This window comes from Microcystis sp. T1-4, assembly GCF_000297435.1.
GTDB lineage: Bacteria > Cyanobacteriota > Cyanobacteriia > Cyanobacteriales > Microcystaceae > Microcystis.
Map to the genome: position 1 here is coordinate 1 of NZ_CAIP01000225.1, position 12,738 is coordinate 12,738.

The window sequence follows — 12,738 nt, forward strand, 5'->3', positions numbered from 1 at the left end:
AATAAAATCGGAAGTAACGATCAATTTTGGCAGATAGTTTCCCTTTAAAAATTCCAACTTAGTAGATTTACAAAAATGAGATGCACCCGCTCAAAGATTGTTCAACTTGCCAAAGATTGTAGTTCGGAAGTGCCATAAACTCTCACGATTTTGTCTTGGCAGGCCGTGGCGATATAATTACCGTCGGGACTAAAACAAACCGAATAGATTTTCTGGGGATGGGGAATAGAAATAATGGCTTTTCCTGCTTTTAAATCCCATAATTTTAAGCTTTTATCATCACCACCACTGGCTAATAGTTGATTATTAGGACTAACACTAACTGAATTGATATGATCACTATGTTCGCTGAGAGTTTTTACCTCTGTACCTCTTTTAATATCCCAGATTTTAATAGTTTTGTCTTTGCTGCCACTGGCTAAAAATTTGTTATTACTGCCGAAATCTACCGATAAAATACCTCCAAACTAATCGGAATGACCTTTTAAGGTAATACTGCTTCTTTCTCCCAGATTCCAGATAATTACCGTTTTGTCATTTTCGCCGCCACCACTGGCTAAAAGTTGACCATTTTGACTAAATTTAACTGTTAGGACTTTATCGCTATGACCTTGTAATGTGGACCGAGTTTCTCCAGTTTTTACTGACCATATTTTCACGGTTTTATCTTCACTACCACTAGCAATAATTTCCCCATCGGGATGAACAGCTACTGCTGTAACTTTATCTTGGTGTCCCGTTAAGGTAGAGATTAATTTTTTAGTTTCTAGTGACCAAATTCTTACGGTTTGATCATCTCCTCCACTAACCAAATATCCTTGACAGGGACTAAAAGCAACAGAGTTAACTCCCTTGTCCCACCAACCAGCTTTTTCATGTCCTTGTAAACTAAATTTTTGATTTTTTTGCCAATCCCAAACAATAACAGTTAACTCGTTATCTCCACTAGCTAAAAATTTACCATCTTGGGAAAAAGTTAGACATTTAACCTCACCTTCATGGCCTTCTAGGGATTTAAAAGATACTAAGGGATTAAACATAGTGAAAACATTAGTTAATCAAGATTTTTCGGCATTACCCGATGTTGGTTGTTCTCTAGGAGACTAAGCCATCCCTGAGATAACTTTTGAGAAATCTCCGCTCACCACAAGTACGGGGAAGCCATTGTTCCGTCATTATAACTAATTACAGCGTTTCTCGTCAAGGAGATTCATTGCTTATAAGTACCCGTTGACAATCATAGTAATAGGGTAGGTGAGGGGACAATAATCGAAAAAATTGCCCGATAAATTAAGTATTGCCTGTAACCTAGCCAAAAAAGGCTGCTATTCAGGATCGCTATAGGGTAAGATTAACTATTAGGGTGGAGTTTATTGCCGATTTTAATCTTGTCCTAACCGCGCAAAATTGACAATTGAATCTGTAATTTTAAAAATATCTATCCCGTCAATCTCATCTAACCGCAAATGCTTAAAATTTTAGTTGATGGTACACCGATAAGACAAAATCCTAGCGGAATTGGATTATATGCTTATCACCTGATTGCCGAATTAGCTAAATTACAAAACCAAGAAAACTTTTCCCTGTCTCTCTGTTTTCAACCATCGGTAAAAAACTGGATGCGGGGTAATCTTTCTATTCCCGAAAAACTGCAATCCTATCCAGAGGTTAAATGTTTACCAATTCCCGTCAGTCTTAGCAATATCTTAACCCGATTTCCTAATCCTCTAATTCCCTATCTAGAAAACTTTCTTGATTCTCCCGATATTCTCCACGGATTGGATCATGTGGTGTATCCTTGTCGTCAGAGTCGTAAAGTTATGACTATTCATGATGTTACTTTTATGAAATATCCTCAGTTTGTCACGGGGATTGTCAAAACCTACACCCAACGCATTAAACAATCTCTACAATGGACAGATTTAGTTATTGCTAACTCCGCAAGTACCAAACGAGATATTATTGAATATTTAGGTGTGAACCCAGAGAAAATTTTTGTTACTCCCCTCGCAAGTCGTTATTCTTCTCTCCCCAATTATCCCTCATCTCTAACCATCACTAAACCCTATTTACTCTTTGTTAGTACCCTAGAACCAAGAAAAAATATTATTAATCTTATCACTGCTTTTAACTATCTCAAGGACAGGTATAAATTAGACCATAATCTGATTCTGATTGGCAAAAAAGGATGGAAGTATGAACCAATTTTTGAGAAAATATCTCAGTCTCCCTTTCGAGATAGTATCCAACATCTTGATTATCTTGCTGATGACTTAGTTGCGGATTATTATCAAAAAGCCGATGTTTTTATCTATCCTTCTTTTTACGAAGGTTTTGGATTACCAGTTTTAGAAGCGATGACTTTAGGTTGTCCTGTGGTAACTGCTAATACTGCATCCTTACCCGAAGTCACCGGAGACTCGGCAATATTAATTAATCCCGATAATCCCCTGGAAATTGCTGGAGCAATTTATCAAGTTATTAGTGATACCTCTCTCCGTCAAGAATTAATCACTAAAGGAAAAAAACAAGCGGCAAAATTCTCTTGGCAAAAAACTGCACAAGCTACCATAAAAGCTTATCGTTCTCTTTTATAATAACTGGCAAATATCTATGAATAGGAATCATCAATTATTAATCAATCTCGCTTTTCTCGGTACTAAATATACTGGATTGACTACCTATACTAAAAATCTCATTCCCCAATTAGCTAACTTAAATCCTACCCTAATCACTTCTAATAGTTACCCAGATTTTAACACCTATCCTGTCTCGGCAAACCTCACCCAGGAGCGGGGAACTAAAGGCAATATTAAGCGCTTAATTTGGACAGAAACCCAACTCTATCAAACCTATCAACAATTAAAGTCTTCCCTGCTATTTACCCCTATTCCCGAAGCACCTATTTATGGAAATTGCCGCTATATTGTCACAGTCCATGATTTAATTCCCCTGCGATTTCCGAAATTTTCTCCCCTAACTTTTTATAATAAATACTATTTACCCCAAGTCCTGAAAAAAGCCACACATATTATCGCTGTTTCCCACGCAACGGCCGCCGATATTAATAAGTTTTTTAACATACCTCTTGACAAAATAACCGTGATTCTTTCTGGATATGATGCTGATAATTTTCGTCCGCTAAATCTGGCGACTCGTCCCTATTTTCTCTATCTTGGTCGTTATGATCCTCATAAAAATCTCGGTCGTTTAATTACTGCTTTTTCCCAAATCGATCCCGAATATCAATTATTAATTGTCGGTCAATTTGACCCCCGTTTTACGCCGGCTCTACAGCAACAGGTAGAAGCATTATCAATCTCTCAACGGGTGCAATTTTTAAACTATGTTTCCTATGAAGAATTGCCGCAACTTTTAAACCAAGCAACTGCTTTAGTTTATCCCTCCCTTTGGGAAGGTTTCGGATTACCTGTACTAGAAGCGATCGCCTGTGGAACTCCTGTAATTACTTCTAATCTTTCCTCTCTCCCGGAAGTTACAGGAGAGGCGGCAATTTTAATTAATCCCTATAGTATTGATGAGATGAGAGAGGCAATGCAGCAAATCGCCACGGATGAACAATTACGCGTAAAATTAAAGTCCCTCAGTCGTCAACGCGCCGAGCTTTTTAGTTGGGAAAAAACTGGTCAAGAAACCGCCACAATTCTGGAAAGTTTTCTCTAAAAATGGTGATAAAAAAATTTATCAATCATTTTAGGATGAGTTATACTAAATCCGTTGAGTAACGCACAGAAAACGGGTTTCTCGGAGAAACCCGTTTTCTACTCATGCAAAAGGCAACAGGGGGAATAAATAATCAGTTTTTAATAACCAGATTTAGTATCAAAGCATAGTAGATGGATTCATGAATCCATCTACCTGGGGGGGAAATTTAGGATGACTTCCTATATATTACTATGCCATTCTTCGGGAATTTGAGCGACTTTTTCTTGGCCAGTAGGCTGATGAATAGGTTTTCCTAAAGGACGAATTTTGAGATTTCCTTGCAAATAAGCGGCGATTCTTTCCCTGGCAATTTTCACATATTCTGCTTCTTTTTCACTCCCCATCACTCGACGATTGTGCATAATACTAGCAATCAGAGAAGTTCCAACCCCGGCAAAGGGATCAAAAACCCAATCCCCCTCATTTGTCAAGGCTAAAACACATCTTTCTACTAATTCGATTGGATATTGACAAGGATGGATAGTTTTCTCTGGATGATTAGATTTAACGTTAGGAATATCCCAAAGTAACTCATCCCATTCTTGTGCTAAAAACTCCCAAACATCGCTGGGATTTTTCCCTAAAGGATTACCAGAGGGTTTACCGATATTTTTACCTTTAAAATGGCGCTTACCAGGGTATTTAGCGGGGATTCTCACCGGATCAAGATTAAAGATATATTTATCGGTTTTTGTCAGCCACAAAATAGTTTCATACCTGCCAGAAAATCTTTTAGAGGTATGTAATCCATGGCCAAAATGCCAGACAATTCTATTTCTTAAAAAGAAACCCATTTGTTTAAATAGCTGATAATAAAAAATATCTAAAGGATAAACTTCTCCCTCTTGAACGAAATTTCCCACCTGCCAGCAAATACTGCCATTATCTTGCAAGATTCTAGAGAATTCTCGCATAATTTTGGTTTGGGTTTCCAGATAAGTATCCAAAGAGATTTTTTTTTCGTAGTCTTTTCCTAAATTGTAGGGAGGAGAAGTAATAATCAAGCTCACAGAATTATCTGGTATAGTCTTGATAAAATTATTGCTATCTCCTTGATAAAGAATTATTTCGGCATCAGGTTGATAAAAGTCTCGCACTGATTTTGATTGAGAAAATAAGGGCAACTGATTCATAGACAATTTAGCAGAGAATAGCTACTTTTAATTAGGGTTTGCGGCAAAAAGTTTTTCCTGGGGGCAGGGTGTGGCCCCCCAACCCCCCCGACATCGGGGGGGCAGGTGGGGTGTGGGGTTTTACCCATTTTACATCCAATATTCAAGAGAGCCAGTTTTTTAAAACAATTAAAAAATTCTACTTTTTTAGATAAAAATCGGGAAGAAAGTTTTAACTTTTTTCTATTCTTCCCTTAACTCAGATTAGCTCAAACCAGAAACGCACTCGCCTAATTCCACTGTAAAAGGTTGCCAAGGACGAGGATCAATTACCTTTGTCGGTAAGGCATGGGATGTTAATAATTCTTGAAAAGATTCGGGACTACCCTCAGCACTTAACACCGCCATCAATAAACCTTTAAACTCGATATCACCACCGGCAGCCGTAGAAATAATATATTCGGGCTGCAAGCGTTGACAAACTGCTAAGGCGCTTTCTTGTCCTTTGATTACCGGTCCGAGGAAAGGTATTTTTAAATCAATCAAAGGAGTGATAATAACATCAATTTTACCGAGAGAATCGAGGCTAGGAGAATGATAACCGTGGGGTTCGTAGTAGATACTCTGATTTGTCGCTAATTCCTTGATAACATAACCATTTTCCACCAGAGTCGGCCCGACTGGAGAACCGGGGACGGCAGTAATTTCGATCGCATTGTCAAAGATATAACTAGAGCCGTGGGTTAAAGGGATGAGATGGGTATAATTAAGCGCTCGAACGACTTTTTCGGCATTAGGAGAAGCCACCACGGGAATTTGGCGATCGAGTACCTGTAAAGTAGGAGGATGGGCGTGATCTTCCAAACCTTGGGAGAGAAGAATCAGATCGATATTTTGGGGAATGGCATGATTAGAGGTTTTTTTGCCCTCAAATAGCCAAGTTAAATTACCAAACGTCAGGGAACCTACCAACCAAGGGTCGAGAAGCAGGCGTTTTCCCCCGATTTCGATTAACCAAGAATTACTATCAAGCCAAGTTAACTGCATATAAGCCGAGGAATAATGGGGATTTTCTTAATTTAATTTAACATTAGCATTAACTTTTCTGCGCTTGGGGGTTTTTCAGTCATCAGTGAAAACACAGCACTGTTAATGCCATTTATAGCAGTTATCTTAATGGTGAGGTAGGAAGTCTCTGGTTTTAGGGAACGGGCAACAGTAGCCAGTCGTCTGGGGATGATACCAAATTAGGTTACACTTCATCTTGAGGAGAAACGCTGTCACACTCCTCACTCAATGCCGGTCACTGAAAACCCAAATCTGATCACTGATTACTGATTACTGATCACTGATCACTGATTAGTCAAGGCTTAAGAAATAGGGAAAGTTTAGCTATCCTAGGGAAAGTAGGCGCTAAAAGGGGAGGAAGAACGCATCAGCCGAGACTGAATTTCTATGACTAAACGTACCTTCGGTGTTATCGGACTAGCTGTCATGGGAGAAAATCTCGCTCTCAATGTGGAGAGTCGGGGTTTTCCCATCGCTGTTTACAATCGCACCGCCAGCAAAACTCAAGAATTTATGGAAACTCGCGCCGTCGGCAAAGATGTCAAGGCGGCCTATAGTTTAGAAGAATTCGTCCAAATTTTAGAGCGTCCCCGCAAAATTCTGGTCATGGTCAAAGCTGGCCCGCCGGTGGATGCCGTGATTGAACAATTAAAACCCCTTCTCGAAGAAGGAGATATGATTATCGATGGCGGTAACTCCCTCTACGAGGACACGGAAAGACGCACCCGGGACTTAGAATCGACCACTAAACTGGGTTTTGTCGGCATGGGGGTCAGTGGTGGCGAAGAAGGCGCTCTGCACGGTCCTTCCCTGATGCCGGGGGGTACAGAGTTCGCCTATCGGGAATTAGAGCCGATTTTAACCAAAATTGCCGCCCAAGTCGATGATGGTCCCTGTGTCACTTATGTGGGGTCCGGGGGGGCGGGCCATTATGTGAAAATGGTTCACAATGGCATCGAGTACGGCGATATGCAGTTAATTGCGGAAGCCTACGATGTGCTGAAAAATGGTCTAGGACTAAGCAATCAGCAGTTACAGGAAACTTTCGCCGAGTGGAACCGCACCGATGAGCTTAATTCTTATTTAATTGAAATTACCGCCGATATCTTTAAGTGTGTTGACCCAGAAACTGGTCATCATCTGGTGGATTTAATCTTGGATTCGGCGGGACAGAAGGGAACCGGACGCTGGACTGTGTTAAGTTCCTTGGAGTTGGGGGTGCCAATTCCGACCATTTATGCTGCGGTTAATGCTCGCGTGATGTCCGCTTATAAGGATGAACGGGTGGCAGCCGCCAAAGAGTTACCCGGACCTGGGGAAACCTATCCGGGGGATGCGGCACTATTTGTGGATAAGGTGCGTGATGCTCTTTACTGCTCGAAAATGTGTTCCTATGCCCAGGGTATGGCTTTAATCGCTAAAGCTTCTCAGGAGTTTAACTATAATATCAGTCTGCCGGAATCAGCCCGGATTTGGAAGGGTGGCTGTATTATTCGGGCCAGTTTCTTGGATAAAATTCGCAAAGCTTTTGCGGAAAATCCGGGCCTGCCGAATTTGTTGTTAGCGCCGGAATTTAAGCAAAGTATCCTCGATCGCCAAGAAGCTTGGCGTGAGGTGTTAGTCTTAGCTAATAAGTTGGGAATTCCTGTCCCGGCTTTTAGTTCTTCTTTGGACTATTTTGATAGTTATCGTCGGGCTAATTTACCGCAAAATCTCACCCAAGCACAACGGGATTATTTTGGCGCTCATACCTATGAACGTACCGATAAACCCAGAGGTGAGTTTTTCCATACGGAATGGATGACTGAATCGTAAAGCTATCTAGGGTTTGCTGAAAAAGTTTTTCTTGGGGGCAGGGTGTGGCCCCCCCAACCCCCCCGACATCGGGGGGGCAGGTGGGGTGTAGGGTTTTACCGATTTTGAAGGGGTCAATTACCTAATTTTCAGGGAAAAAGTCCCTGAATTTTCCCCCCGATCACTCCCATATCTGGTACTTTTTGATTTACAAAAACTCTAAAAGTCTTAACCCACAAGGGTTTTACCATTATTCAGCAAGCCCTATCTAATATCTTCTCCCCTTTTGATTTCTGGTAAAAAGGGGGGGATTTTTTGGCTATCGGTCAAGAATTTCGATAACCCTTGGGCAAATTGTTCGGCAGTCATGGACCCAACCTCGGTTGACAGGGACTAAAAGAGAGCCGGTGCTGAGAAGTAACTCCATGGTTGCCAATCGCTTCTAGGTGTTGAGCAGTGCCATAACCCTTGTGACGAGAGAGTCCATAATCGGGATAGCGTCTGTGCCAACGAGTAATTAAGTCATCGCGCCAGACTTTGGCCACGATACTGGCCGCCGCAATTACCGGCGATTGTTGATCTCCCTGAATTACCGCCTTTTGGGGGATTGACAAATCTTTAATAATGTGCTTGCCATCGATCAAGCAGAGATTGGGGGAAAGGGGTAATTTCCCGATAGCTCTGCTCATTGCCAGTAGGGAGGCCTGAAGAATATTCAAGCGATCGATCTCTTCCACCGTAGCATAACCGATGCGACAAAGAAAATCCCGTTGTATTTGCTGGCTCAATTTTTGCCGTTTTTGGGGGCTAAGTTGCTTACTATCCTTCACCCCCAACTCCCACAGCCGTGCAAAACCAGAGGGGACAGTGACCACTACCGCCGCCACCACGGGGCCAAATAAGGCCCCGCGCCCCACTTCATCGACACCAGCAATTAAGGGTTCTGCGCTCATGACTCATCGGCAGTGGCGGAGGAACGACGACGACGACGACGCAGCACCGTGGTTTCAGCCTCTATTTGTCGCTCCTCCGTCCCCTCGGCACTCACTGGGGTCTCTAAAGGAATGACTTCGCCCAGAAAAACTGGAGTTTCGGACGCAATCGGTTCGGGAGTAAAAGTCACTGGCGGACTCGCTTCTTGGCTGATTTCCTGACTAACTTCGCTAGTGGTGGGACGACGACGACGGCGCACCAAGGGACGATTTTCGCTCATTTCGCTCACTTCCTCGCCGGTTTCCATCCCTTCGACCGGTGCGACCTCGGCTTCTAGGGTAGGAGTCAAGGATATTTCAGGAGTGGCAGACGTTTCTGGGTTTTCCGCTTCTCTTTCCCCCGGCAGTTTCACGGAAACAAGCACCGATTTCGGGTCTTTAAACTCCTTATCCACGAGAATCAGGGGAGAAATACCCATTAAAGAATAAACTTCCTGTTCTACGGGGGTCATTTCCACGGAAACCCGCTCTCGTTCGCTGACGGGGATATTTTTGCCGGCGCTGGCATCTTCTCCCCGTTTCGAGAGACGGGCCGGGCGTTCTCGTTTTTCCTCAAAGCGTTGTGGTTCTGATTCTGGCTCGATTTCGTTGTTAATACCGTTAGTAGAGGCTTTTTCGCCCCGTTCCTCTTTTAGTAACAGTTCCGAGGGCCGACGACGACGACGGCGGCGAGAATTATTAACCTGTTCTTGATAGTTGGGATGGAAGGAAATATCCATCCCTTGGGCGTTTTCTTCGGCCTCAAATTCGGAGAAAACTTCTAGATAGGGTTCGGCAGCGGCAACGCTAGGAGCGCTCTTATCGGGCAGAACTTTTGTATTAGTCGGGGCGACGACAAAGGTTTCTTTTTCCGCGCGGCTAAGGGTGGGGGTTTCTAGGGCGATGGCGTTGCCTTCTCCTGGTAGATGGGCTAAATGACCTAGTCCGCCGCAATGGCTGCAGGTTTTGCCGAATAATTCATAAATGTTTTTCCCCTGACGCTTACGAGTTAATTCCACTAACCCCAATTCCGATAATTGGGCAATCTGGGGCCGGGCCTTATCGCTTTTCAAGGCCTTATTAAACAATTCCAGCAGTTTCAACTGGTCGCGACGGGAATCCATATCGATGAAGTCCACCACCACCACACCGCCGATATTTCTCAAGCGCAGTTGTCGGGCGATTTCCGTGGCGGCCTCGCTATTAGTCCAGAGTACGGTTTCCCGGGCCGTGGCCGAACGGGTAAAGGAACCGGAGTTAACATCAATTACCGTTAAAGCTTCCGTCGGTTCGATGATAATGTAGCCGCCGGAGGGTAAATCAACCCGGGGTTTCAGGGCCTCGCGAATGGCGGCGTTAACCCGGAAATAGTCGAGAATTGGCTGGGTTTCCCGATGGGAGTCGATATAAACCCCTTCGAGAGCTTTGCCGCCGCCCCAGTTCGTCAATTGCTGTTTAACTCGTTTTACCGCCACCGGGTTATCCACAACAATGCGATTGACATCGGCACTGTACATATCCCGCAAAACCCTTTGAATAAAGTCATCATCGCGGTTCAGCAAGGCCGGGGCCCGGCTGCTGACGGCCATCTGTTGGATGCTCTCCCACTGTTTTTGCAGAAATTCCAAATCCTCGATAATCGCTTCTTCCGCTTTGCCTTCGGCCTCGGTGCGTACCAGCAAACCCATCCCCGCCGGTTTGACCAAAATCCCTAAAGCTCGTAAACGGGAGCGCTCGTCTTCACTGCGGATGCGACGGGAAAGATTCACCCCGCGACCATTGGGCATCAATACCAAATAACGACCGGGGAGAGTGACATTTCCCGTTAGCCGCGGTCCTTTGTTGCCGGTGGGTTCTTTCATTACCTGTACCAGCACTTTTTGCTGCGGGGCCAGTAATTCGGTGATAGCACCGGCGGTTTTTTTCAGTCTTAAGGGGCCCAGGTCGGTGACATGGATAAAGCCATTGCGTTCCGCATCGCCAATATTGACGAAGGCTGCATCTATCCCGGGGATGACGTTTTCTACTAATCCTAGATAGATGTCGGCCACCTGCTGATTACCTGTGGCTACAACTAATTCCTGAATTTGATCTTCCCAAAAAACAGCCGCTATATGGTGTTGTTCGGCTATGATTATTTGTTTTGGCATTCAATTTCCTCAATCTTTCGGTTTCAAAAGCGACTGACCATGGGCTATTTGTCTATGCTTTGAGGCTACTTCTGGAAATCTGGTCTTGTTAAGAAAGTTCTAAGAAGATGAGTCCGCATCGTTAAAGCCTCATCTTGATATTCATCTGCCCCCCAGACGTGGGAACTGAGTCTTGGTTTCAGTTGTTAAGTCTGTTTGGCAAGTGCCGGCTTGACCCACAATTAGGTAAGCACAGCCAGGAGACGAGATTTTCAATTAATCCCTGAGTCTTGCTCGATAACAGCATTTTTTATCCGTTTCCGCCGGTTCTGTCTATCAGAATCTAGGAAAAAAGGAGTTTTTGAGTTACTCCCCTCGGCAACGGGTTTCTGTGGACGGGAAAAATAGCGCACTTTTCAATTTTCCAAAAACCACGATTCTTTTAAGAAATGCTTTAATCGAGTCTTATAGACGACTATAACTCACTGGGTCACTCTCTGACAAGACGATGATCCCCTGACCAAGATAAATTTTTCGGGGCAAGAAAGGAGTCAGGAGCAATGATAGGCAATAAAATAGACCTAAAAAGCTATATAGCTGACTTTTTAGGCTAAAATTCCCTTTTTATCCCCTTTTGGCTTTCTTTAAGAATTAATTAACCCGCTAGTACCCCTAGTATTATCGACGAGATGACCGGATTGACGGTTTCCTTAATCCCTTAATTCCCGTTCAGACAAGGCGATAACGTTCAAAATTTCCTGTAAATCGGCTTCTGACTCGATTTCTAGCAATTCTTGCCGGTAGGGACGATAACGGTATAGTCGATAACCTTTCCCCTCTAACCATCGGGCCACGGCTAAATTACTGCCTTGATTAGCGGCAATATTTTCGTAGAGAATAAAGCGCTAAATAATCACTCATAATCTAGTATGGACTGCACCCATTTGGGCGGACGAGAAATCGGATTACCGAGGCGATCGAGAACTAATAACGCCACTAAATGCACGGCAAATAAGTATAATAAACTATTGACAAATATGCCCACAACTGCTACCGATTGCACTTGCAGCAGCGTCGGTTTAGCGAGAATCCCTAACCAGGTGAAAATCCAATCGATAAAATTAGTCGCTTGGGTAATCACATATAACCAGAGATTTTCGCCTAAAAGAATTGAAAACAGCCAAAAACGAAAGAATAAACCAAAAGCCCCCAACAGTCCCCCGGTCAAGATAGAAAATTCCCAGCGCGCACCCCGGCGCCAGCATAGCCCCAATTGTAACCCCATCAGGCCGTGGGGAATCAAAAAGACAATACTGCGAGTCGGTCCCATTAACACCGACAAAAGTAAACTAGAAACTAATGCTGTCATCCAAGCACAACGAGCGCCCCAACGTAAATAGGCCAAAGCGATAGGAATCGGGAAGAAAACCCTTAATAACGGTCCCAGGGGAAAATAATAATCAATTAACCAGATTAAACTGGTAGCACTGGCCAAAAAAGCCGTCTCCACCGTGATCAGGGTAGCGATAGACTTGAGGGGAGATGGTTGGATAGGTTTGGGGGTGGGTTTATCTAGGGGTTTCTCCTCTTCCCCCAAATCTACCCAATTGGTTTCATCTATTGTCTCTTCTGAGGATTGAGCGGGAGAATTAGCGTTAGAATCATTCATTCTATCAGTTATCCGGTGGTCGGGACGGGTTGGCCAGCTATTCTTAGCTTAGACTGGCGACTCCCAGTCAGACAAGAGGCAAAAGGGGGAATAAATAATCAGTCTTTAATAACTGGATTGAGTATCAGGTGTTAGGGGTGGGGGAATTTACGGAAAATTTCCCTATTTTCACTGAAAAAAACGGCTCTAAATAGGGTTTGCGGCAAAAAGTACGGGGGAATGAGTAGGTAGGGTGCGTTAGGAGCGCCACAATATTATTTAATTTCAGA

General features: G+C 43.7%; 9 protein-coding genes and 1 pseudogene. 3 read left to right on the top strand and 7 right to left on the bottom strand.

What is annotated here, in order from left to right; genetic code table 11:
* Positions 1-101: 101 nt before the first annotated feature.
* A pseudogene (locus MICAI_RS27910) lies at positions 102-1,040 on the bottom strand (WD40 repeat domain-containing protein).
* A gap of 426 nt (positions 1,041-1,466) precedes the next feature.
* Here MICAI_RS27910 and MICAI_RS13970 point away from each other — a divergent pair.
* Entirely contained in the window at positions 1,467-2,597 is a 1,131-nt protein-coding gene (locus MICAI_RS13970) for a glycosyltransferase family 4 protein (protein WP_008203141.1), read from the top strand.
* A 16-nt stretch (positions 2,598-2,613) separates the two neighbouring features.
* A complete protein-coding gene (locus MICAI_RS13975) occupies positions 2,614-3,684 on the top strand; it encodes a glycosyltransferase family 4 protein (RefSeq protein WP_008203143.1) in 1,071 nt (356 codons plus the stop codon).
* Positions 3,685-3,905: 221 nt separating this feature from the next.
* Here the strand turns inward: MICAI_RS13975 and MICAI_RS13980 are convergent, their stop codons facing one another.
* Together MICAI_RS13980 and MICAI_RS13985 are read right to left on the bottom strand one after the other, a co-directional pair.
* Positions 3,906-4,859, bottom strand: a complete 954-nt coding sequence (locus MICAI_RS13980; RefSeq protein WP_008203146.1) for a DNA-methyltransferase — start codon at positions 4,857-4,859, stop codon at positions 3,906-3,908.
* Positions 4,860-5,102: 243 nt separating this feature from the next.
* A complete protein-coding gene (locus MICAI_RS13985) occupies positions 5,103-5,885 on the bottom strand; it encodes an MBL fold metallo-hydrolase (RefSeq protein ID WP_008203148.1) in 783 nt (260 codons plus the stop codon).
* 408 nt (positions 5,886-6,293) lie between these two features.
* Between MICAI_RS13985 and gnd the strand changes: the two genes are divergently transcribed.
* A complete protein-coding gene (gene gnd, locus MICAI_RS13990; protein ID WP_008203150.1) occupies positions 6,294-7,721 on the top strand; it encodes a decarboxylating NADP(+)-dependent phosphogluconate dehydrogenase in 1,428 nt (475 codons plus the stop codon).
* Between the two features lie 344 nt (positions 7,722-8,065).
* On the opposite strand, the gene MICAI_RS13995 is transcribed toward gnd, so the two are convergent.
* From MICAI_RS13995 to MICAI_RS14005, 4 genes are all read right to left on the bottom strand, one after another.
* Positions 8,066-8,653, bottom strand: coding sequence for a ribonuclease HII (locus tag MICAI_RS13995; protein ID WP_008203152.1), 588 nt, complete (start codon positions 8,651-8,653; stop codon positions 8,066-8,068).
* A complete protein-coding gene (locus tag MICAI_RS14000) occupies positions 8,650-10,821 on the bottom strand; it encodes an Rne/Rng family ribonuclease (RefSeq protein ID WP_008203154.1) in 2,172 nt (723 codons plus the stop codon). Before MICAI_RS14000 ends, MICAI_RS13995 begins: the two co-directional genes overlap by 4 nt.
* Positions 10,822-11,510: 689 nt before the next feature.
* Positions 11,511-11,654 carry a hypothetical protein gene (locus tag MICAI_RS26480; RefSeq protein ID WP_008203156.1) on the bottom strand — a complete coding sequence of 48 codons (144 nt, stop codon included), beginning with the start codon at positions 11,652-11,654 and terminating at the stop codon, positions 11,511-11,513.
* A gap of 59 nt (positions 11,655-11,713) precedes the next feature.
* Positions 11,714-12,469 carry a DUF2232 domain-containing protein gene (locus MICAI_RS14005; RefSeq protein WP_008203158.1) on the bottom strand — a complete coding sequence of 252 codons (756 nt, stop codon included), beginning with the start codon at positions 12,467-12,469 and terminating at the stop codon, positions 11,714-11,716.
* Positions 12,470-12,738 lie beyond the last annotated feature (269 nt).